Genomic DNA, 22,646 nt, shown 5'->3' on the forward strand with positions numbered 1-22,646 from the left:
CCCTCAGTGAGTTGCGGATGGACGAAGCCGTGAGCCGGCGAGGGTGCCGCGCGCCGCGAACGCGTGCAGCGCGACCAGACCTCGGGTGACGAGCGGGAGGGTGAGCAGGAAGGCCGCACCAGCGGCAGCCCAGAGCAGATCGTCGGCTGCGGCAGCGTTGACCCAGCCGGCCGCATGCGGCTGCAGCCAGTTCGCAAGGACGGTCGAAAGCTCAGAGTCCCGTTCCGGGTCCGGAGCGTACTGCGACCAGATCCAGTGGCTCGCTCCCCCGAGCCCGACAGCGAGCCAGGCAACCGTCACGGTCCAGCTGAAGATGCTCACCATCGGGTTGAGGATCGCCCCGTGCAGGAGGCTCGACCAATACTGGCGGTCGGTCAGCACCCGCTTCAGCCGGGAGACGACTCCGGCTTCCGCGCCGTTCACCGCCGGAGTCGGCTGGGGAACGTCTCGCCGGCCGGCGAGCCGGAGGCGGGCGACTTCGACCATGCCGAACCAGCGAGCCGCGACCAACGCGCCGATCAGCAGGAACACACCCACGAAGGTGAGAACGGTTCCCACCCCGACGGCGAAGAGCGACACGATCAGCGAGCAGCCGAGAATGGCGATCGGCAAGGACGGCAGCAGGAACCCCAGCTCCGACAGCATCCGGCGCAGGGTGCGCAGCACGCGCCGGCCGATCTCGGGCCGATGCTCGGCGGGCTGGACGACGTTCGACACGGTGGTCCCTTTCAGTCTGGTTGCGTCCGTCGCTGCGGACGGTGATGACGTTAGGCGGCCGTCCGATCGCGTGTCGTCCGCCCTTCGTCGCAACTTCTGCCGGCGGAGGGTCATCCAGGAGTAGGAGACGAGCCGGCGCGGGTAACGGCCTCCTCCGAAAGGAGGACCGTGCCTCATCGGATGGTGCCGCGGCGTTCAAGGCCTTCCGACGACGCGGAGCCTGAAGGCTCGTCCATAGCGTCGGAAGCGTCAACTTCACCACCACTGGATCACCCGCAGCGGGAGCTCCAGACGCAAGCAATCGAGGAGTCTCATGTCCAGCACGACGCACAAGACCGTCACCACAACGGGCGACGATCGCAGCGGACCGGAACCCAAACCGCTCCCGCAGTATTCGCTGACCCGGATTCTGGGTGTTTGGGCGGGAGCCGCGCTCCCCATGGCGGCGATGGCCTGGCTGGGAGTCCCGTGGCTTGCCGCCGCTTTCGATGGTCCCGCTGCCTGGCCGCAGGCGATTCTCGTCGCGCTCACCGCGGGCCTCGTCTGGCAGTTCGTGTTCGTCCTGCTCCTCGTGCATCGAGAACAGGGCACGCTCCGCTGGTCCGTGCTCAAGGAGGCGCTGTGGCTGAGGGCGCCGCTGAGCCCGAAGACGGGGCGAAAAGGCGGACGGCTCTGGCTGCTGCTTGTCCCCCTCGTGCTGCTCGTGTATGCGCGGGAGGAGCTGCCGAAGCTGCCGGCACCGGACGGCCGGGACCTCGGCGACTTTCTGCAGTCGACGATCGGCCAGGAGTTCTTCTCGGGCAACTGGACATGGTTCGCCCTGGTGCTCGTGATGCAGCTGTTCAACACGGTGCTCGGTGAGGAGCTGCTCTTCCGCGGCCTGCTGCTCCCGCGCATGGAAGGGGTCTTCGGACGACGTGACTGGCTGGCCAACGGCGTGCTGTTCGCGCTCTACCACCTGCACGTGCCGTGGGCGATTCCGGGACGCCTGGTGAACACGTTCATCTTCTCCTGGCCGTCCCGCCGCTACCGCAGCGCGCTGCTCGGGATCTTCGCGCACAGCTCGCAGAGCGTGGTCTTCGGGGTGCTCCTGCTCATGCTGGTGCTGAAGTGAGTGGAGTCATCGCCGTGAACGTGCGGAGGTGCATCGGCGCCGGCACGACCTGACAGCAGATCGTGCGCTGACGAACACACGAAGGCCCGGAACCAGCGGTTCCGGGCCTTCATCCCGCTGCAAACGCAGCACCCGACGCGTTCTCGCCTCGGAGCGAGCGGCTAATCCAGTGGAACGAGCGGCGACCGTCGCCTGGGATAACGCCAGCCTGGGCGCCGTCTCGTCGGCTCCATGGAAGCGCTCACCACCAGACGTGCAGCGGCGTGGGCTCCATTCCAGCGCGTCGACGGGCAACCGGTTCGACGTTCCAATCGACCCGAGGGAACTGCGCCACGTTTCGGTCCTCCGAGCGCGCGACGCCGCGGCCGATCCAGCGGACGCTCTGCGTTCCCGCATTTCTGTTGACTCAAGCTGCTGACCGTGGAACGCTGTCGCCGTGCAACGGAGGGGGCCTCCGAGCACTCAACGCATCGGGCGGCTCACCCGTTGCCGTAACTGCATTGGTGCACTCGACGAGGAGGAACTGATGACATCGGACGCCGCTGCGGCCAGCAAGAACCTGGGAACCGGCATTCGGCTCAGGCTCTCGCTGATGATGTTCCTTCAGTTCTTCGTCTGGGGCGCCTGGTTCGTCACCATGGGCACCTTCCTGGGCCAGGGCCTGGGCGTCTCCGGGAGTGAGATCAGCCTTGCGTACCTGGCCCAATCCTTGGGTGCCATCCTCGCGCCGCTCATCATCGGTCTGATCGCGGACCAGTTCTTCTCGGCGCAGAAGATCCTCGGCGTCCTGCACACCGCAGGCGCCGTCCTGCTGTGGTTCGCGGGTGACGTCTCAGAGTTCGGGCTCTTCTTCCCGCTCATCCTCGGCTACATGATCTTGTACATGCCGACGCTGGCGCTGGTGAACTCGGTGTCCTTCCGGCAGATGCGGGATCCCGAACGGCAGTTCCCGTCGGTGCGAGTGCTGGGTACGATCGGGTGGATCGTCGCCGGACTGGTCATCGGCTGGCTGGGCTGGGAGCAGGGACAGCTGCCCTTGACCTTCAAGATGGCGGCGGTGGCATCGCTGATCCTCGGAATCTTCAGTTTCACGTTGCCGGCCACACCGCCCACGCGGCGTGGCGAGAAGTCGAGTGTCCGGGAGATGCTGGGGCTTGAGGCGCTGAGCCTGCTGAAGTCCCGGTCGTATCTGGTCTTCTTCCTGGCGTCCATCGCGATCTGTGTTCCGCTCGCCTTCTACTACAACTTCACCAACCTGTTCCTCAACGAGGTCGGGGTTGAGGGGGCCGCGGCCGTGCAGTCGCTCGGTCAGGTGTCCGAGGTGCTGTTCTTGCTCGTGCTGCCGTTCCTGCTCAAACGCTTCGGCGTGAAGCTGACACTCGCGATCGGCATGGCGGCGTGGGCGCTGCGGTATGTCTGTTTCGCGTTCGGTGACTCTGGCGGCATGTTCTGGCTGCTGATCGTCGGCCTGCTGCTGCACGGCATCTGCTACGACTTCTTCTTCGTCGCCGGCCAGATCTACACCAACAGGTTCGCCGGGGACCGTTTCCGCAGCTCAGCACAGGGGCTGATCACGTTGGCGACGTACGGGGTCGGGATCCTGATCGGCTCGCTGGTGTCCGGGCCGATCGTCGACGCCTTCGCCACCGCGGACGGGCATCAATGGCGCGACATCTGGGTGATCCCAGCGATCATCGCCGCTGTCGTCCTCGTCCTCTTCCTGCTCTTGTTCAAGGACCGGAGCACTCGCGCGTCGGCGACCGTCGGGCTTGAAGCGGAAGTGACGACGCTCGAGGCGCCAGGCACTTCTCTTCCAGTTCCGAGGGACACGAATCCCGAGCGCTGAGCACTGCTCTCGAACCACACTCGGACGGCGGCTCATCCCTGCTTCTCCCACCGTGTTGCCCTCGCCACGGCCCCGACGACGGAGGGTTCCGTCCGTGGTGGCGAGTGCCGACCACGGGAGAAGCCCCTGCGATGCGGGGGCCTATCCATTTCGTTGCGGGCAGGATTTGAACTCACGACCTCTAGGTTCTGGGTGGTCCTGCCGGATTCTGCTGAACAGTGATTGTCTTCCCCTGACCGGCCATCACGTCGAGAGCTGGGCTTTCACCACCTGCTTGATCGGGTAGAGCGATTGATGGACCAGAGCACCGCTCGATTCACCGGGCGACCCGCTGAGGCCCACCGCCCGTCAACCCGCCGCTGAGCGGCCTGAGTCGCTTGGCCGCATCCCGCCCCTTCGCACGCTCGATCCTGAGGGGGACGATGGCGAGCGCGCCTGCCACAGCGACGTCGTCGCGTGAGTGCCGTTCCGTGACGTGCAGGTTGAAGTCGACGGGCTGGCGATCGCGCGGACGCAGCGAGCGGTGTGCGTCCAGTTCCGGCTGATGGACAACCACGACCGCACCTGCTGGGTGTGGGCGAACACTGTCCGGCTGAAGCCGCGAATCCCGTGATCGAACAGAATCGCCCGTTATTCGGCGCAGGATGACCTCAACGACATGCCAAGCAGGGACGACGACCTCCAGGACCCCGGCGCTCCTCACTGCCCGCGCGACCTCGTATCCGCGCCTTGCAAGAGCCGCGGCTGCCGGGGCTTCACGTCCCGGATCTGCGCGCTTCGAGCCGGTAGACGATCACATCTAGGAGAAGACGCGCTGCACGACTCAAGGGAGAACCTATGGCGAAGTGCCGAGCGAGCGGCGGGCTGATCAGGTAGTAGCTGCGGATGAAGACCCGCCCGAATGCCGACCGCTCGAGCGTCTCGTCTCGATACCGCCGCAGGGTCATCACCGGAGGAGAGTCATAAGAACCGTACACAGCGGTGGCGATGTAGCACCCGCCGCTTGTCGACGGCCGCCCACCTTGGGCGAATGGGTTGGTGGCTCGCTTCATGAACTTGTCAATGTGTTGTTCGAAGACAGCGAGTTGCCCAAGGCGCTCGGTGTAATCGATGGTCATCTGCTGATTGAACGAGTTGGCGCGGGGCGCATAGGTCTCGCACGTCTCGTATAGGTCCTTCAGTTGCTCGATTCGGTCGAGAAGCTGTGCTCTGGAAACGTGCCCTTCCGGGGCCCTGCGCAGGAGGGCCATCAGCACGCTCATGCGAAGCGCCGCATCTCCGGCTGCTTCGCCCAGCTCGACGTCGGGGAATCCGTACTTCCTGGAAAGAACTCTCATCTCGCCGCCGATTGCGATGCACTGTCTCTCCCACTCGTAGATTTGAGCAACCGAAGCTTGCGAGCTCGATTCGGCCTCGAGCAGTTTCGCCTGCAACGGCTGCAGTTCGGCTATGCACCGTTGAATCTCTGGTGGGAACATCGGCAGCAGGCTCCTTCACGAGTGCTTAGGATCGTCGGGTCGACTGGGCGTGATCGCCTAGCCCCACACTGTATGGGCGACCGCCGCTCCTTGGCCCGCGCCGCCCGGGTCAGCTCCGTAAGTCGTCGGATTCCATTGCCGGGAACCACGAAGGCCCGGAACCATGCGGATCCGGGCCTTCGTTCTCCTTCGGTGGTTGGTGATGGCTTCTTCCGACCAGCCGGCTCGCGTGCGGCCTCAACTACCCTCACCTCTTCCAGTCGTGCCAAGCTTCCACATTTCAGCCCCATGTAAGTCCGGCCGAATCAGAGTGACGACTCCACCCAGGAGACAGACTTCTCCCCGGTCGGTCCTCCGATGAAGACCTGGCATGCGGCAGTGAGAAACTGGGGCAAGCGTTGAGGCCAACCAGATGACCAGACCGGCAGCGCCCCCGAACGTGAAGCCCCACGCCTCTTACCGGCGCGCCGGCATGGCCCTCCCGTTACAACTCGGCGGGGTTCTTGATCCGGCTTCGGAGCTCGCCGTCGTTGACCCATGCGCGACCAATACGCAAGTGGGCTAGTTGCCGCCTCCCCCACGGCCCTCAACCTTGCTTCGAGGTTGTGGGAGCCCGTGAGGCAGTGCCGGACGATACGGCCGCCCTTTGGCATCCTGACCGCGGTCCATGCGCCGCCACACGCTCTCATGAAGCTCATCGCCGGAATAAATGACGCGCGCCCGCCAGCCACCGAGTATCCACCAGTACATGCCGTTGCGATGGATGAGACCTAGCGCGCGCTCTTCGATTGGGATGCCGCGGCGCTGGAGAACGCGGTCGAGAACCTTGTCGTCGACAAGGAGTCCGGCCTCCTTTGCCTCGTCAACCATCCAGGCGAATGCGACATCCGACAGGGCGTGATCGTCGTCATACTGCCCGCCAACGTCGCTGTGTATGCCCGCAAACCACAACTCCTTGTAGCGGCCGTCCGAAGTGCGCACCGCATCGCCATCGAAGCGATAGATGGGGAACGTGAACCGTGTCTCGTCAATGGACATCGCGTGGCGCGCAATGCCGACGTTGGTGATGCGGGCCGTGAACGGCCACCGCGCCTGTTCGATGCGGGCCTTCCAATTGAGCCAGCCGACGGATTTCACTGTGTCCCACACCCCGAGGAAGTGAACTTGTGGACGCTGGCGGTCAAATGGGTGCGGGAAGTCTGGGTTGCCGAAACGGTCGGTGAACGAGTCCCGCATCCTCCAGAAGGCCTTCTCGGCGTCCGATGCGGCGGACTCAGGCGGCGGCCCGACCGGCTTTGCGCTGCGCTGCTCGGGAGGCACCGCAGCCCGCGGGCTATTCGCACCCTTCGTCTGCGCGTACAGCTTGAGCGCGTACGGGGCCAGGTTGCTCGTGCCCGGTCGGAGGAGGCCGACGGTGCGTAGCATCCCGGTTAGCGCGCGCGCCGTGTAGGCCCCGCGCGAGAAACCGAAGACGTACACCTGATCGCCGCGGCGGTAGTTGTCAGCCAGCCACGTGTACGCCTCCTCTATGTTGTCCTTGATACCGAACCCAGCGATGAGTCCCGCGAATCGTGTGAGCATCTTGCCCCATCGGGTCACCGCACCGCGCGCGCCCATGGTGCCGACGCCGGGGTCGTAGTAGACCAACTGCTGATCCGGTTGCTTCACCGCCACCTCGTAGAGCCGTGCGACGTTCGTGACGCCGGTCTCGGGCTCGTTGTTCGTGCCGTCCAGACAGATCACCAGATTGCGTCCGAGCACCAGCGAATTGCTCGAGCGCGCCGCTGGCTCGGGCGGCGCCTTGGGACCGGCGGTCGACCCCTCCGTCGGCTGGCCTTCACCTGGTGCAGTCATTCCTACTCCCTCCGCAGACTCCGAACCGTCAGGTCACAAGAATGAATGGCGCCCAGTACCTCGCGGCGTCGCCGCCGAGAGGCTTCGGCACCTCCTCGTCATCTCTGAGCTCCGGATCCATGTGCGCGTCGAGTTCCGCATCGAGTGCTGGCACTCCGCGCCGCACCCCCCGCGCCGCCGCGGGATCGCCGCCGAGCGCCTCGTATGCTGCCCGCAGATCATCGGCTGATAAGGCAGCAAGGCTTCGCTGTGCCGTCGCGAGAGCTTCAGCGGGCGGGATGTCGGCGACCAGTGCGTCGTAGAACGCCCGCACCAGAACCGGGGCGACCACGTCGTCGACGGGCCACATAGACACGATGGCCCGGCGCACGCCCGATCGCAGCAACGCACGGGTGAGACCCACGAGATCCCCCCCGAGCGTCGCCGCGCCACGCCCGGTGTCGCAACCTGTCAGCACGGCCAGGTCGGTCTCGAGTCGCATGCCCGCGAAATCCGCGACCGTGAGCTCGTCGGATCGCGCGAGCACCAGCGACGAGGCGAACGGCGACAGTTCCTCGAGATGACCATGGCTTGAGATGTGGACAAGATCCGCGCCGCCGAGCAGGGCGCCCACTGCTGCCTCGGTTGCACTGGTTCCCACGAGTGGGTCGGCCGCGCCCAACACCTGAGCCACGGCTCGGGCTTCGGCAAGCGACCCGGGCAACGGCTTCAACCCCGGCCGGGCGGCGGGATCGAAGGCGGGATCGCCAACCACGAGTGGGCGGGTTCGCCGCGCGGGCTGATCGAACCCGGCGGCGAAGGCTGTCGCCGCCCTCGCCGCGTAGGAGAGGGTGTGGGTGAGCCCGAGTGGGGTGCCATCCAGTTGCAACGCGTGAAACGGCACGAGCGTCAACGGACCGAAAGGAACGACGACTACGCGACTCCGGGTGCGCAGCAAGTCAGCGAACGGCGTGAGCAGCAGTTCGGCGAGTCTGGTGTCAGGCGCGCGGCCGGCGCTGCACCCGCTGTGGAACGCTCGCACGAGCGAGGTCAGATCCCGGGTGCGGATCCGGCTGTGATGCGGCCGAACATCGTCGCGCGTGACCGCCCACGCGAGCAGATCGTCGCCCACCGCGAGGTAGTCCAGCAGCAGCGCCTCCTTCGGCATCCGCGCACGCACCTCGGCAATCGACGATGGGAGCACGGGGGCCGCGCGACGCAGCAGGATGCCGGGGTTTGCCGCGTCGAGGGCGAGCTCGGCCGCCGCGAGGTCGTGGTCGACCGCGTCGAGCAGCGCGAAACGCTGCTCAGCCTCCGATGCTGTGGCGTTCGGGAGCACAGCAAGGATCCCGTTGGCAACGGCCGAGTACGAGGCCGCCGCCAGCCGCCAGGCCCGACCTCCGTCGGCTGCTGCCCCACTCACTGTGTCGGCGGCCGTCAAGTGCAGCAAGCGCTCGGCGGCATTGATGGACGCCTCCGCCGCATCGGGCCCGCCGCCCGCCAGCAGCGCCAGCGCGAGTGTGCTGTACAGGGCCGCGACATCCGGCCGGTCGCACGCGTCGATCCGCTCCGGGTCGCGCAGCAGGAGGCTCACCGACCCCTCGAGATCGGTGATCGCCGCCTCGATCGTCGAGCGCGCACGGTCGTGGTCGCCTGCGCGCAATTCGACCTCGGCCTCGGCCAGGAGGTCCGACCATCCCTCCGGCGGCGTGCCCGCGCCCACGAGCGCGTCCAACGCCGCGGTCGCGGCATCCTGATCCTCCGCGCGCAGCGCGAGAAGGAGCGCGAACTCGTCGGGCACGGTCCCCGATGCACGAGCGACAGCGAGTGCTACCCGGGCATCCTCGAGACGCTGAGCTTCGATCAGCGCGAGCGGCAGCAGGTAGCCGGCGATGCCCGTCTTCCGGGCTGCATCCACCGCCGCGTCGTTCCAAAGCATGGCCTCGTCGTCGCGCCCTGCCTGGCGGGCGGCGGAGGCTCGGCAGATCGGTCCCAGCACATCGATGGAGTCCAACTGATCCAGCGCGCCGCCGAGCTGCATCTGCCGCATGAGCTGGAATCCCTGCTCCGAGGCGGCTGACTGCTCCTCCAGGGAGTCGCCTACCCCCTTCGCCGCGATGGCGGCCTGCAGCTCGGCTAATGTCTGCGGCAGATCCACCTCACGGGCCGGCAGTTCGGCGCGCGCCGTTTCGATCGCAGTGGCAAGTTGCGCGCGCAGCTTGTCGAACCGGTCGGCCGCCAGGCCGGCGCCGGCGCCGCGCGAGCGTGCTCTGAGGGCACCGATCATGACGTACGACGCCTCCAGCCGCTGAGCGAATGCGAATGGATCCGGGTCGTTCGGGTCGCCGAACAGATCGCCCAGGCCGCGTTCGAGCCGCAGCAGGGCGTTGGTTGCGAGGTTGGATCTCGAATCGGCATCCGCGACGGCGGTAACGAGTGTGCGGGAGGGGAACGACCGATCCACCGACGCCAGCCCGAGCGCCGCCAGGTAGGCGATGCGCGCACGGTGGGCGCTGCCGGCACTGGTCCAGGCGCCGCCGACTCGTTCGAGCAGGCGGCTGAGCCCAACACACCAACTGCGGCTGCCGACCGTCTCTGCCCAGACGACCACATCCGAGACCGGGCCGCGTTCAGGAGGCCGCCAGCCGCCGCCGAGCTCCAATGCGAGGGAGCCGAGCCGCCCGTCATCGATGTCGGCGACCACCCGATGGATGGTGGCGAGCTGCACGCCGGCGCTGTCACCCGCGAGACGGTACCCCTCCGTGGCATCGTCCAGCGCCGAGCGCCGGGCTTCGGCGTCGCCGGCAGCTCGGGACAGGAGGGCTCGGCGCAGCGCCAGCGACGCCGTGAGTGCCGGGGCAGCCGTCCCGGGCGCGGCGACGAGCGCGGCGGCGTTCGCCCAGAGCTCCCCCGCCGCCGCGAGATCTCGTATGCCGAGGGGGCTAGGCCGGGTCATGGCCGCCAGGTCCAGCCCCATAGCCTCAGGCGACGAGCCGGGGGCCGCGCGCCAGTCACCCTCCACCAGGAACGTCAGGGCGAGCTGCGCCGGCTCTGCCGCCATCGCACGCGCCTGCTGCATCCACGACTGCCAGTCGGGCATGCCAGCGCGGCGCAGGAGGTCGGCACCGGCGAGCGTCGCCCACTGCCCGATCGCAGGGAATCCCACTCCCGCGGCGGTGTTCCCAAGCTGCTGCAAGCCGTTGATCCCCGTTGCGACGGCTTGCTGCACCCCGCCGAGATTGCCGGCACGGAGAGCCAACTCCAGCAACGTGCGGACTGTCGCCAGTCCGGGCGGTCCGTAGGCCGCAATGTGCTCGAGCAGTGTCTCCAGCGGCGGGCCGGGGGCTGGCGTGACAGCGGCGTCCACGGTGCCCGCAGTCTCCCCACCGATCCCGCCGGGGTAGCGGTTGCCGTCGAGCAGCCTCGCCCAGGCGGTCAACGCAGCCGTCACCCGGGGGTTCTGCTGCGATCGGCTCAGCAGCCCGAGGGCGCGCTTGGCTTCGCCTGCCAGCAAGGCCGCCAGGCACGCGTCGAGATGTGCCTGCTGATCTTCCGGTTCTGCAGCCATCTTCGCCAGCGCGTTCTCGAGCGCTGGCCCCGGCACGCCGCGGAGGTCCTCCGAGATGAGAGTCGTCAGGGTGATGGCATGCAGGGTCACGGATGTTCCTCCAGCTCGACGGCAATGCCCGGCGTAGGGTCGCCCGGAAAGCGCACCGCAAACCCGTACTGCGCGCGGAGCTCTGGAGCGTTCCACCGCTCGGCACGCGGCGTGCGGTAATTGAACGAGATCGTCGGCGACTCGGCGCCGGCGAGGACCGTCCGCGCGATGGCCGCGTCGTCCGGATGATGGAACGTGTCACCGTTCGTCGACACGATGTAGTGGCGCGCAGGCGCCAGCTTGAGCATCGCCCGCAGAACGTTGCCGCGGCTGCCGTGATGCGGAAGCTTTAAGGCGCCCAGCTCGATCGCCGCAGCGCCACGGGCCTTCGCAAGACCTGCGAGCGCAGCACCGAGAACGTTGCCGAACGCGTCGCCAGACAGCAGCGCGCTCGCGCCACGGTGCTCGACGAGTAGCGCGATACTGCTGCCATTGGGTGCCGAGGCATCCCTTGGGGAAGTCTCGTTCGCCATCGCGACGAGGTCTCCCAGCGGGGGCGGCACATCGGCCGTGTCCGTCTCGCCCTCTTCGCCGCGCCGGCCCTCCGAGACCGCCTCATGCCACTTCGCGCCGAGGATCTGGAGGCGCTTGGTCGTGGGCGACAGGACGGTGATCCGCGGCGCGCCGGAAATCGGCACCTCACGGAAGCCCCCCGCCTCGCCGGACTCGATCGGACCACCCCCGAACGCCACGTTCCACGGCAGCGGTGCGCCGCAGTCCTCGTCAGTGGAGGCGCTGGCCCCGCTATCGCGGCCGGCTAAGGTTTCGCCCTGCACGGTGTCGGGCGTCGCGGGTTTCTCGGGCGGCGCGAGGGCCGACAGCTCCGTCGCCAGGCTCTCGCCTTGGGGGATGCTGCGCGTGCCGTCGAGACCGCCAGGCAGGTGGGGGCGGGCGTTGAACCAGAAGTCGCCCACCTGATGTGCGAAGGGGCTCCGGACGAATGGGAGAAACCCGCCGATGTGGTCGCTGTCAATGTGTGTGACTGCGGCGACATCGATATACGGGTCGTCAAGCCGCTCCAAGCGGGCGCGCAGGGTGGGCCATGTGTCGGGTGGTCCGCCGTCGATCAGCATGCGCCATGGGCGATCGCCGTCGCGGAGACACTCCACAAGAAGACAGTCGCCCAGCCGCGCCGGCAAGGCCTCGATGCGGATCGCTGTACCCAACACGAACTCCAAATGTGGCGATCAACCTATGAACACCAGCGGCCGTTGAACAAGGTGAAACATCGTCGGTCAGGTCGTCCGTCCCCTTCGGCGTACGCGCATGAGGAACAATCACGCACCTCGAACGGAGTCGCAGCTTTCGAAGTCCTGGCTAGGACTGGCGCACGCTTCGCAGTACTTCTGCCATCGCGGTCCCCCTCACTTGGAACCCCTCGTAACTTCAGGCAAACACTCGGTCGGCGGTTCCGTCTAGGGTCTTTGGTCTGGCAGCGTCGGAGCCCAATCTGTTGGTGCCCGTATCCGAGGTGCAGAGCGGAGTGATGCGTGCGCGAACGGCGGGTGACAGGTGCCCTAAAAGTGAGTCGCCGACCGCAGGATACGCCTGGGTGACGGGTAGCTTGTCCCTTCAAAGAGGGTCATGTCTCAACGTTCAAGGTTGAATGACGAGCCTGGCGCATACAGGGTCGCCTTGCGTGCGTTTATGGCCTGGCACCGGCACCTGCCCTGCTCGGACTGACCGCGAAAGCGAGACGCTGGCGCCATGATGAGCCGAGCCGACATCCCCGACAAGAAGGCACCGCGGGAGTACTCACGCTGGAGCGTCGTGAGTTGGCGTCCTGGCTTTATTCTCTCGATACTGCTCCTCGAGCTGGTGGCGTTGATCATCTTGTTCCTCGCCTACCTCGCACGCGGAATAGATCGAGCCGTCCTGCCTCTCGCCATAGCCGGCGTCTTACCCATCGTCGTCCCATGGGGAGGCGCGCTGGGCGGAGTCACGAAGGCGATTGTGGGTCTTTCCTCCTACTGGCGTAACTTCGGCCCGGCAGGCCCATCGACACAGTCCAAGCGCTTCAACGCTTGGTACCTCGTACGATTACCGATCGGAGCGATCTACGGAAGCGTCGCGGCCCTGATTGTGGTCCTCTTTCTGGAAACGGTCGACCCGGCAAGCGATGCGAACATCGACACCTCAGCCAGAGGAAGCGCCACCCTTTTCGTTGTAGCCTTCGTCGTTGGCTACAAGCAGGACGTCTTCGCGCAATTAATCAGCCGCGTCACCGACGTACTTTTGGGTCCCGGGAACACGTCTGCGGAGGGCACTGGCGACACCACCGTCGGCCTATCCTTCGATCCTGCACGCGTCAAATTCGGCGCGGTCGCAATTGGGGGAGACCCCGGAGAAGCTGAGATTGCACTCGTCAATGGCAGCAGTCAAGAACTGACACTGGCTGCGACTTCCCTCGCAACTGCCCCTCCATTCGAGGTGGTGGGGCCCGCCCCAACGGGACAGTTGGCTCCGCTTGGCGGTCGCGCCTCCGTGCGGATCAGGTTCATGCCCACGGAGGCGAAATCCTACGATGGCGAACTTACAGCCACGATCGGTGACGAAACGGCGACGGCTTCACTGAGCGGAAGAGGCACCGTTTAAAGGCCTGCGGAAATCCAATGCGGAACCGATATAGAACGGGACCATAACGAGATTCGATCGCGCGACGGGTGGGCAACAGCCACGAGGCTGAACCTCCTCCGCGAGGCCGACGGCCGCCTTGGGGTAGCAGGAGGGCCCATTGGCCGCGACGTCGCCGACCGGGTGCACCGAAACGTCGACAAGAACCTGGCCCCGCCGTCATGACGCTCCCCGCCGGCGTGGAGGGTCAACTCGAAGTGCGCTGCGAGGTGTCGACGTGAGGGCCTCCCCTCATCCTCGTCCTGTTGTGTGGCACCCGGCCTACCCTTCCGGCACTCGGCAATGGTGCAGCCGCTCCTAGCGGCTCAGGCGAAGAGATGCCAAACTGCGCAAGGCACGTTCAGACCGTGACGCGCATGGAACGCTGTCGCGCCTTTGGGAACAGGAACGCAGCCCCCACAGCTTGGCCGCGCTCTTCCCAAGGGATCGTGCGTGCGGTGCGGTAGTTGCAGTAGAACGTCACCGGCGCCCCGGCCGAGACGATCACCTTGGCGATCGCCGCATCGTCCGGGTGGGCGAAGTTGTCGCCGTTTGTCGACACCAGCCACCGACGGCAGTCGATGAGCCCGAGCAGTTCCAGGGAGATGTTGGCGTTACTCCCGTGGTGGGCGAGTTTGACCAGATCGATCCGCGGGCGGGCTTCGCCAACACGCTCGGCATATCTCCTCATGCTGTCGGTCAGGATGCTCGCGTAGGCGTCGGCGGCGAAAAGCACCCGCTTCCCGTCGTACTCGAGCACGAACGCGATGGAGGTTGCGTTGGCCGGAGATCTGTCAGATGCGCGCTTCGCCGCCAGCTTCGCGATCGCGTCGAAGTCGAGCGCATCGGGCAACGGGTCGAACGTGCGGTCTCGCGGCGTCGGTATTGACGTGTGTCCGGCGTCGCCAAGGCCAGCCTCCTTCACGACCTTGACCCACTTTTTTGCCATTGCCCTCAGCTTTGGACCGGTGGGAGACAGCAGGACCACCGTCGCGCCCCCCGGTAGGTCGAAGGAGGGGAGATCACCCGCGCTCGGTACGACGACCGGACCCCCCACGTCGACGGACTTCCGCGGCATGAACCCCTCGTTCCAATGGAACCCACCCCTGGCGATGCGATACGTGAGCTGCTCGCCGTTCAGCGGCCCGAGCACGTTGCCGCCTGACGTGCAGTGGACGTACCCGTTGAACCAGACCTGGTCAATGCGCTGGTTGAGGTTGCCGTCGTCGAGCAGCGAGATGGCGCCGCCGATGTGGTCCTCATCGACATGGGTAACGACAAAAACCTCGTACTTGTCCCTTCGCCTTCGCATCAACTGTGCCTGCACGCCCTCCCAGGCGTGATAGGTCCCAGCGTCGATAAGCAGCTGGTGTGGATCCGCCTCCGCGCCATACTCGACAACCAACGCGTCGCCATGACCCGCCGGCAGCATCTCCACCGCGAACATCAGTAGCCGGCCTTCGTGTCCAGCTCACCGTGGGAGACGAGGAGGAGGCCGATTGGACATTTCTCGTTGACGAGCGAATAGCGCGCCCGGGCTACTGCGTCGCCCACGCTCTCCTCGCCGACTGCGTCGTGCAGCGAAGTGAGTAGGTGCATCGTCGCGGCAGCCCCTTGAGGGCCTACGATCTTCGAAAGCGTACCCACCACCGCCCCGGCGCCTGCTGCGGTGAGCGCCCCAGGAAGAGTGCCGAACGGATCTCCGATCGAAGCCGTTGAGCACGCGATCAGCAGCACTAGCGGTTTCGGGCTGTCAGCCGACCGCAGGAGGGCCGCGGAGATATCCACCCTAGAGACGGCCGAGTTCCTTCCGATGTAAAGCCTCGTCTCCATGCCAACCGTAGTGTGGCCCAACACCACGAGTAGGTTTGGTCGGCCGATCCTCACCGCCTTGCGCCATGCGGTCCAACTGGTGACCCGGGTGACGAGGGAGAACGCATTTCTTGCGGCGGCGAGAACGCTGTCGCTCGGCTTCGGGTCCACGGCTCCGTCGTCGGCGACGACCGTGGCGGCATAGAGGATTGAGAACCCCGGAGCCGGAACGAAGGGCACCGCCGAGCGGGAACGCCGCCGCGGTGGGCCCGACCAGACGGTCCTGGCGATCGAGCGGTGGAGTCCCCAGAATGCGTACGGGCAGACGGTCCTCGTGTCGGCTCTGTCGCATGCCTGCCCGAGCGACGGAGGGTCGGACTTCGTCACGTGCTGGCACAGTTTGGCGCGATTCCGGTCGGGCGGTGGTGCCGCGTACGCCAGTTCGAGTGGGAGAACGGGGGTGTCAACACCCACACTCACGTTGATGCTCTTCGCGTCATCAAGGTTGAGAGGCTCCAGAAGCCTGGCGAGTTCGGATCCTAGTCGGGCCAGATCGACCAGCAGTGTGAAGGCCTTCGAGTCTTCAAACGAGTCCGGTGCGCCGGGTACTCCGAGAACCTTCGAAACGCGCTCCTCGATCTTGTCGAGCATGCGCTGCACGTCGGTGATGAGGACAATCCCACCCTCCTGTCCGTCCAGGCGACGCAGTTCGGCACCGCGGCCGTTGAGCGTGACGTCAACCTGCTTGAGGTCATCGGTAGGCTCGTCGGGGCCGGAAAGCTCGAATGTCCTCAGAGTCGGCCGCTCGCCCGGTAGCCCAAAGGCTCGGATTGGGGACTCGTAGATCGCCGCTTGAAGCGGCTTGTCCTGGTAAAGCACCACGATCTCGACGCTCACCAGCTTGCCGGCATCGGGAGTGGTGAGGGGAAACACCGCCCAAGAACTGGGCTCGGACTTCCTGTCCTTGCGCACGGAGATCATCTGCGGTTGTGGTTGCACCGCCCACACGTCACTGCACACGCTCACCTTGAGCGGCACCGTGGGGCCGGGGGCCTCGGAAGGCATGGGCATCACCTCGTCAGCAGCAATGTCGCCCTTTTCCGGGATTGCGATGCACACCGCCAACTGAAGGTCGCGATTCGGCGGCAGGACTGTCTGGACGACAGACTCGCCGTCGTACACTCGCGCCACCAGTCGGCGCCCTTGCGCAGGCTGACGTGCGGGCAAGTGCTCGTCGAGGTAGTGCGGACCGGGGCCTGATATCAGTCGGCCGACGCGTTCGGGAATGAGGACCCGTAGTTCGGCGCCGGTGTACTCGGCCTGGCGCACCCGTTGAACGGCTTCCGTCGTGTTCTCGCCCTCTGACGACCACCGCCAAGGGGAATCGTCCAACAACACAGGTTCCAGCGCTGGAAGTTCGGGCGCGACGGATGCGAACCAGTGCGCAGAAGCCGTGATGTCGAGTCCCCACTCCGGGCCTGCCATCATCCCGTCGATGCCCTGGCGAGCGACGAGCTCGACCGCCACGTCGACCGGCAGGTCGTGGCATAGCTCGTGGAAGAAGGGTCTCCACCACGCGGCGGGGGTCCCACGGAATGCCACGGCGATGGACGGCTTGATGCGACTATCGAGCTCGCGCAGCACCTGTTCGACCCCGGTGTCCCCTGCGACGATGACACAGGCCACTTCGCTGAGCAGGCTGGTCCACTCCGAGGATAGAGTCGACAGCACGTGGGCATCCACGATGACGATGTCGTACTCGTTTGCTGGACTCCATAGCTCCGCGTCGAAGACCATGTCCAGGTGCGTCGAGTTCCGCACGTCCATGAGCCAATCGTCGGCGGACGGCGCGGGTACGACACCGACCCGCAAGGGCCAACGCCACTCGAATTGCCGCAAGTCGCCTCGCGAGTCGAGCGACGGCACGATCGTCATGCCGTCGATCTCGCCGGAATCCCGCAGGAGTCGGGCGTCCTCGGGGCTGTTCACGCGCAGCCGTAGGTAGTCCCCCATCCCCTTGCCCCGTTGCGGCAATGCGTTCTGCCACGCGGCGTCGAATGTGTCGACTTGGGCCGCTTTGAGCGCGCCCGAGCGCCATCGTGGAAGCGGGGCGCCGTACGCCTTCTCGCCGCGCAGCTCCTGCGGGATGTGGCCCGACTGCCACACGGCGGAAGCGGTGAGTGATTCAACCAGCACCCCAGTGACGTAGTCGGAGTCACGGCGGACACCGGGGGGTATGAGGTCCGTGACGATCCCAGCCGCCAGTGCAGCACGCGTGCTCCCGAGGCCATGGCTTTGGGGAATCACCATTCCACCCCTCCCGCGGGTTGGTGCCATCGCTCAACAGGCCACAAGGCCATCGAGGGTACGGTAGGTGGCCATTCCCAGCGACAATAGGGTCGAACGGCCCCCCAACTTCGCCGGCCTCCGCGTCAGATGACCAGTCACCAGCCGACGCGCCATCGACCGCAACGGCCCTGCCCCGGCCGAGTGTGGTGCTGTTCGTCGACGGCGTGCGCCGCATCGAAGCACGGGTTTAGATTGGTGCCACTTGGTTCACGTTCCATGACTCGTACCGAGGCGCCTGGTCGTCGGGTCAGACACAAGCGTTTACCGCTGCCGCTAATTAAGAGTCGGCCGGAGGCGTACCTCCCCCCGCCCAAGTAGGGCGGCTCTAAGCGTGAGCAACTACGGGCGCTTGCTCCGCTCTTTCGTCGACGACAACCGCGCCTACCTCACAGAACTCGGCATCGACGTTGAGTGCACCACGCACCTCTTCGGCGGACGACCGCTACCTCCTGGAGCAAGTGGCAGGCATCATCCTCGCCTGCCGCCTGCTCGGCCATGCCAACGAACAGGTCACCCGCTCGAGCTATGTGGTCAGCGCAGGACGGGTCGAACCGGTGACTGCGGAAATCCTCGATGGCGTGTTTCGCCACTGAATGACGCTGCAGGGCGCAGGTGTGTCGGCTAGTCGAACGGCGCTATGGCGTGGGCCTCGGTCCAAGCCAAGCGGCTGCGATCTTCCGCCGACCAGCCGGGGTCGGCTCTCAGGACTGCACTCATCGCTTCGCTGCCCAGAACAGGTCGGCGTCGGGGTAGCCGAGGGGCGAGGCCCGATGGCCGTGATCGCGCGAACGGTGACCCACGCTGACAGCCCAGGCAACGCTGGGTAATACCGGGACCGGTGGGGAACGTCCGAACAGGACCATGGGCCCTGGTGGGCATGTACGGAGCTGTCTACCGTGAGGCACCTGAGGCGTCCAAGCGAGGGGGGTCGTCCTGTTCCTTTGACCGCCGGTGTCTCTCGCCATCGGAACTACTGTGAGCGGAGCTTTGTCATGCCTACTCCTGACCTGAGTACCCCCGTCGTCGCTGATGTCGCAGCCTTCGGCGGCGGCGACGCCGGCAAGGCGGCGAAGATCAACTACAACGTGCCCCTGCCGGGCGCGTACTCCTGGCAACGCGTAGTTCCGCTGGAAATCGACCGCTCTGACTTCGTGGAGCAGGCCTTCAAAATCGGTGACTCCCTGCTCAAGCTGAAGGTCGTGACGGGAGACCAGGGTGTTCTGACGGGCATCGACGCCGGGCGCTTGGCGAAGTTCATTCGGCAAGCGCTGCCTGCGCCCGCGCGTCCTTCCTTGCGGCTGGTGGCGGAGGTGGGTGCCGATGTCCAGCCGCTTCTGTCGGAACTGAATCCGCAACCCCTGCCGCCTCAAGACTTAGACCGCGTGCGGTTTGCACTGCGCGACCGTCGCGCGGTCATGGCGGAGCCGGAAGATGTCGAGGTGCAGCGCCTGCGCATTGACTCCTACATCGACCGCCTGGCGAAGTTCCAAGTCGAGACGTTGGTAGAGGACGCATTACCCAAGCTCATTCTTCCGCTCCCGGGGATCGGCAACAGTATTCGGCACGTCCCCATCAATCCCGTAGCACCGATCTACCCGCGCTTGGCCCTCGTTGAGACTTGGGAGCTTCGCTCGTTCCTCGGCGACTACGGACTCGGGCGCACACTCCAGACTTTCTCGCTGCTGCCTGGTGAACGGACGACGATCACCGTCCACACGTGGCGCACGGAGGCTGCGACGCGCGAAGATGCTACCTCGATCTTCGACTCATCGGACACTGCGGCTCAAACCCGCTTCACCGACGCCCTTCAACGCGCGTCGGGTACTGCTTCCCAAGAGTCCGGCGGATGGGGCGTCTCTGTTTCAACGAGCGTTTCCGCCGGCGCAAGCTTCTTCGGGCTGGTGTCGGCGTCCGCTTCTGTCTCAGCCGGGTTTGCAGCCAATCACCAGGAATCGAGCCAGCGATTCAGCAGCCGAGCCAGTCAATCCGCGTCCGAGCATGCCTCACAGGTCAACAACAGCCGGAGGCAGGCGGTGGAGTCGACGTCAGCTACTCAGACTGCGGCCGGAGTGGAGACCACTACCGTGCGCGAGATCGCAAACACGAACCTGCGCCGAGTGCTCAACTTCGTATTCCGCGAACTGAACCAGTCCTACGACACGTACGTGGTCCTGCGTGACATCCAGGTCGCCTTCTATAACGGCAATGCTGGCTCAGCAGAGATAGTGCCGCTCCCCGAATTGGGCAGGCTGCTGGAGAAGCACGTCAAGGAGCCCTCGCGCGACCGGGTTGCTCAGCAATTGCTTACCCTGGCGGCCCAGCGCTTCGACGCCTTCTCGGAGGTGGTGACCACCCTGCAGGTAGGGCGCAATCCGAGGGGAATCAAGTACGACTGGCAGGACGCTGAGCTAGACGACGACGGCCTAGTGGCGGGCCCATGGCTGGGGCCGGACGTCAGGTGGCGCTTCAAGCAGGAGCCGCTATCACACGACCCTGCCGAGGGCAGCCCATCGATTCCCGGAGTCATCATGGACAAGAGCGCCGTAACGCTGCGCACGGACAACCTGGTCGTTGAAGCCCTGCTCGGCCAAGCGGACGCGCTTGACCCCTACGCCTCCTCGGTGCAGGCGCTCGATCTGATGGACCGCCAGGCACGCCTCGACGACCGCCTGGCGACCACGCGGGTGACCACGGACAGGCTCGATCTCGTGGCGGCCCAGCCGGACCCCGAGAAGGTGACCGCCTTCGAGCGGCTCTTCCCCGACGAGCCCGAAATCCAAGTGGTCTCAACCTCTGCATTGACGAATGGCGCACACCCGCCCCAGCAGTGAGCGGACGACCCCAACCTGCGGCGCGAGCGGCAGCCGAACACCCCATGCCCCGGGCGGATTCACCGGTCCGCCCGGGACCCACGACCCCATGCGCTAGCGGAGGAGCAGTGGCAGAGAAATGGACGAGGTAGTTTTCAGCGAGTCCGAAGCGGATCCGATCGTGGTGGGTAGGCAAACCGACATCATCACGTTCAGCGATTCGGAAGTGGAACCGATAGTAGGTAACCGCCCAGGACCCGGCGACGTCGCGCTCGATTTCGATCCCCGAGGCGAGTGGGAGGATCGAGACGACGCCGGATCGGCGGCTCACACGAGTGAGGAGGTCGAGCCCCTCGTGGGGCCCCCGCGCCACTATGGCAGCGTAGTCGTGTTCGACGAGTCGGAAGTGGATCCAATCATCGGACAACGCTCTCAAGGATACGATGCGATTATCGCACCGGGTCAGTCAGAGCTTGAGCCGGCAGAATCTCGATCGGATCACAGCCCATATCAAGGCATCGTGGTTCTCCAACCCGACAAGGGTCCACAACTCACCCAGACCCCCAATCCGGGTCCATACTCTGTAATCACGTTCACGGAGAACGAAGTGGAGGAGATCGAGGGCGAGCGGCAGGTGACCCCGTCATTCGCCACTGTTCTCCAGGCACTGGGGGTTGTCGCGCCGCAGCGCCAACATGTGCCCTTTCACGGCGACACGCCGCTCGGCCCCAGTGGCTCACCGCTCAGTCGGGGCCGCATCAGCTTTGAATTGGAAGATGCCTGGGGGCTGCCCACCCCGAGAGACGTACTGGCTGGCACGCTAGCGGAGTTGAAAGTTGTCGCTTGGCTTCGGAAGCACCTCCCCGCGATCGTCGCTGCGGAAAAGAGGTTCAGAGTGGACCGCCGGGCCATCGCTGGTGCGATCGCCTGGGAGGCCCTGGAGAACATTCGGCCGGCCTTGGAGTCAGCCAGGGTGCGCGGTTTAGGTAGCTCGATTGGTCCGGGCAAGGTGCACGTGTCTGCCGCCGCGATCCGGGAGGCAGAACAACGCGGCTACGTACCGGTTCGCACTGACGACGACAGGAGGCGTGCGCTCGCCACACCCGGGGGGGCCATCGAATCGATCGCCGGCATTATGGCATCGCACGCCGATGTCGCACAGGCACACGGGTATGACATTCGCTTGAATCCTGAGTTGCTGACGAACGAATATCACGGTCGGAGCGCATCGGCGTTCGACAAGGTTCTGACCGACAACCAGGTCGCAGCCGCCCGCGCAGGCCGGCGACATGTACCGCGCGCGGGGAACGAAATGGCGCTGTGGCTGGGTCGACGGAGGCATTACATAGAGACCGCTGTTGGCTTGCCCGACCCCGCTGTCCTTCCTGGATTCGTTCTGCCCGCTCCCCCCGAGTAGGGCGCCGGAATGCCGGCGAAATCGGCTCATCGCAGGCTGGGGGTGTAGGCGGCCCGGAAGCCGCCGGTCTGGAGCAGTGATCTGCGACGTTCGCGCGCGGTGATTGTCACTCAGAAAAGTGGTGAACAGTGACGTTACTTTCATTCAAGGAGCTGACTCCGCTGGAGCGCGCCATGGTGATGCTCGCCTATAAACAGCATCATGTGACTTTTCCTGCTCAACCGCAGCTCGCTAGCGTCACTGAATTGGATCCCGCGTGGCAGAAGACCGTGAACGTCGTGCGAGCTGAAGCCTTGATTCAATTGCTCGAGGGAAGTGGGCCGATTCCACCACTCGACCACCCAGTCCCGACGACTCTCTCCGGCTAGTCCGGCTCGAGAATTTTCGGATTACCGGGGCATTCGACGGCTGGGGCGCACGAATCCCTACGCAACTGGAACTGCTCAACTGCTGGCTTGACGACACCTCTGCGCCTGATTTCACTGCCGCCCACGTCGCCAGCATCTGGTGGCACGGCTGCTTGCTACCGTCCGGGTTTTCTGGGGCGCAGCTCAGGACAGACGGCCCCCTGGTTCTGTCAAAATGCTCCGTTCGAGGGGAAGTACAGCTGTCCGGCGCCGAGATTGGCGGCCGCCTGGTCATGTCTGCGACCAAGATCAATAACGTCGGAGCGACAGCACTGGACGCAAACCGGCTGAGAGCAGTCCTGATGAGTGGCGGGAGCCATCGGCCCGCCGCAACACGGATCAGCACACTGGGTCATCCCTCTCGATGCCGAGCGTGATGGACGTATGGGTAGAGCGAATGGGTATACCGAACTCTGGCACCCAGAGACTCGGGCAGCGTTCGAAGCATGAAGGCCCGAAACCTTGCGGTTTCGGGCCTTCGTTTCGTTGCGGGGGCAGTGTGTGGTCTCAGGACATAGGAAACGCATGTCTCAAGACATAGGAAACTCCGCGGCAGTCTCGGCAGGTGTCGAAAGCTCGCCTGGTCATCACC

General features: G+C 65.6%; 15 protein-coding genes. 7 read left to right on the top strand and 8 right to left on the bottom strand.

Translation table 11 applies throughout. The annotated features are described in order from the left end of the window. Positions 1-3 precede the first annotated feature (3 nt). On the bottom strand, positions 4-717 hold the full coding sequence (locus ACFFGH_RS33565; RefSeq protein ID WP_386677149.1) for a sensor domain-containing protein: 714 nt from the start codon (positions 715-717) through the stop codon (positions 4-6). 313 nt (positions 718-1,030) lie between these two features. Here ACFFGH_RS33565 and ACFFGH_RS33570 point away from each other — a divergent pair, with 313 nt between their 5' ends. Together ACFFGH_RS33570 and ACFFGH_RS33575 are read left to right on the top strand one after the other, a co-directional pair. Then, positions 1,031-1,831: a CPBP family intramembrane glutamic endopeptidase gene (locus ACFFGH_RS33570; protein ID WP_386677151.1), complete on the top strand. Its 801-nt coding sequence runs from the start codon at positions 1,031-1,033 to the stop codon at positions 1,829-1,831. A gap of 526 nt (positions 1,832-2,357) precedes the next feature. Then, positions 2,358-3,677: a nucleoside permease gene (locus tag ACFFGH_RS33575; RefSeq protein ID WP_386677153.1), complete on the top strand. Its 1,320-nt coding sequence runs from the start codon at positions 2,358-2,360 to the stop codon at positions 3,675-3,677. A 316-nt stretch (positions 3,678-3,993) separates the two neighbouring features. On the opposite strand, the gene ACFFGH_RS33580 is transcribed toward ACFFGH_RS33575, so the two are convergent. The 5 genes from ACFFGH_RS33580 to ACFFGH_RS33600 form a co-directional block, all read right to left on the bottom strand. After that, positions 3,994-4,233, bottom strand: coding sequence for a hypothetical protein (locus tag ACFFGH_RS33580; protein WP_386677155.1), 240 nt, complete (start codon positions 4,231-4,233; stop codon positions 3,994-3,996). 199 nt (positions 4,234-4,432) lie between these two features. Continuing rightward, positions 4,433-5,155, bottom strand: a complete 723-nt coding sequence (locus ACFFGH_RS33585; protein WP_386677157.1) for a CFI-box extended C-terminal domain-containing protein — start codon at positions 5,153-5,155, stop codon at positions 4,433-4,435. 561 nt (positions 5,156-5,716) lie between these two features. Next, positions 5,717-7,009 carry a T6SS phospholipase effector Tle1-like catalytic domain-containing protein gene (locus ACFFGH_RS33590; RefSeq protein ID WP_386677159.1) on the bottom strand — a complete coding sequence of 431 codons (1,293 nt, stop codon included), beginning with the start codon at positions 7,007-7,009 and terminating at the stop codon, positions 5,717-5,719. A gap of 28 nt (positions 7,010-7,037) precedes the next feature. Further along, complete coding sequence (locus ACFFGH_RS33595; RefSeq protein WP_386677161.1) at positions 7,038-10,646, bottom strand: CHAT domain-containing protein; 3,609 nt, start codon at positions 10,644-10,646, stop codon at positions 7,038-7,040. After that, positions 10,643-11,719 (bottom strand): MBL fold metallo-hydrolase, encoded by a 1,077-nt coding sequence (locus ACFFGH_RS33600; RefSeq protein WP_386677164.1) that lies wholly within the window; start codon positions 11,717-11,719, stop codon positions 10,643-10,645. Before ACFFGH_RS33600 ends, ACFFGH_RS33595 begins: the two co-directional genes overlap by 4 nt. A 637-nt stretch (positions 11,720-12,356) precedes the next feature. On the opposite strand from ACFFGH_RS33600, the gene ACFFGH_RS33605 reads away from it, so the two are divergent. Next, positions 12,357-13,241 carry a hypothetical protein gene (locus ACFFGH_RS33605; protein WP_386677166.1) on the top strand — a complete coding sequence of 295 codons (885 nt, stop codon included), beginning with the start codon at positions 12,357-12,359 and terminating at the stop codon, positions 13,239-13,241. Between the two features lie 379 nt (positions 13,242-13,620). Here the strand turns inward: ACFFGH_RS33605 and ACFFGH_RS33610 are convergent, their stop codons facing one another. Further along, positions 13,621-14,706, bottom strand: coding sequence for a ComEC/Rec2 family competence protein (locus ACFFGH_RS33610; RefSeq protein ID WP_386677168.1), 1,086 nt, complete (start codon positions 14,704-14,706; stop codon positions 13,621-13,623). Then, entirely contained in the window at positions 14,706-17,381 is a 2,676-nt protein-coding gene (locus ACFFGH_RS33615) for a CHAT domain-containing protein (protein WP_386677170.1), read from the bottom strand. Before ACFFGH_RS33615 ends, ACFFGH_RS33610 begins: the two co-directional genes overlap by 1 nt. Before the next feature lie 497 nt (positions 17,382-17,878). Between ACFFGH_RS33615 and ACFFGH_RS33620 the strand changes: the two genes are divergently transcribed. The 4 genes from ACFFGH_RS33620 (at position 17,879) to ACFFGH_RS33635 (ending at position 22,015) form a co-directional block, all read left to right on the top strand. Next, positions 17,879-18,013, top strand: coding sequence for a hypothetical protein (locus ACFFGH_RS33620; RefSeq protein WP_386677172.1), 135 nt, complete (start codon positions 17,879-17,881; stop codon positions 18,011-18,013). Positions 18,014-18,412: 399 nt separating this feature from the next. Further along, entirely contained in the window at positions 18,413-20,251 is a 1,839-nt protein-coding gene (locus ACFFGH_RS33625) for a hypothetical protein (RefSeq protein WP_386677174.1), read from the top strand. Positions 20,252-20,369: 118 nt separating this feature from the next. Beyond that, on the top strand, positions 20,370-21,647 hold the full coding sequence (locus ACFFGH_RS33630) for a hypothetical protein (RefSeq protein ID WP_386677175.1): 1,278 nt from the start codon (positions 20,370-20,372) through the stop codon (positions 21,645-21,647). A gap of 173 nt (positions 21,648-21,820) precedes the next feature. Further along, entirely contained in the window at positions 21,821-22,015 is a 195-nt protein-coding gene (locus ACFFGH_RS33635) for a hypothetical protein (protein WP_386677177.1), read from the top strand. Positions 22,016-22,646: the final 631 nt, after the last annotated feature.

The sequence above is a fragment of the Lysobacter korlensis genome, from assembly GCF_042434515.1.

Bases quoted from the DNA above. Each gene is read 5' to 3' on its own strand.
- ACFFGH_RS33605 (WP_386677166.1), top strand. From the start codon at position 12,357: ATGAGCCGAGCCGACATCCCCGACAAGAAGGCACCGCGGGAGTACTCA.
- ACFFGH_RS33590 (WP_386677159.1), bottom strand. From the start codon at position 7,009: ATGACTGCACCAGGTGAAGGCCAGCCGACGGAGGGGTCGACCGCCGGT.
- ACFFGH_RS33635 (WP_386677177.1), top strand. From the start codon at position 21,821: ATGGTGATGCTCGCCTATAAACAGCATCATGTGACTTTTCCTGCTCAA.
- ACFFGH_RS33585 (WP_386677157.1), bottom strand. From the start codon at position 5,155: ATGTTCCCACCAGAGATTCAACGGTGCATAGCCGAACTGCAGCCGTTG.
- ACFFGH_RS33600 (WP_386677164.1), bottom strand. From the start codon at position 11,719: ATGCTGATCGACGGCGGACCACCCGACACATGGCCCACCCTGCGCGCC.
- ACFFGH_RS33575 (WP_386677153.1), top strand. From the start codon at position 2,358: ATGACATCGGACGCCGCTGCGGCCAGCAAGAACCTGGGAACCGGCATT.
- ACFFGH_RS33630 (WP_386677175.1), top strand. From the start codon at position 20,370: ATGGACGAGGTAGTTTTCAGCGAGTCCGAAGCGGATCCGATCGTGGTG.
- ACFFGH_RS33610 (WP_386677168.1), bottom strand. From the start codon at position 14,706: ATGTTCGCGGTGGAGATGCTGCCGGCGGGTCATGGCGACGCGTTGGTT.
- ACFFGH_RS33570 (WP_386677151.1), top strand. From the start codon at position 1,031: ATGTCCAGCACGACGCACAAGACCGTCACCACAACGGGCGACGATCGC.
- ACFFGH_RS33615 (WP_386677170.1), bottom strand. From the start codon at position 17,381: ATGGTGATTCCCCAAAGCCATGGCCTCGGGAGCACGCGTGCTGCACTG.
- ACFFGH_RS33625 (WP_386677174.1), top strand. From the start codon at position 18,413: ATGCCTACTCCTGACCTGAGTACCCCCGTCGTCGCTGATGTCGCAGCC.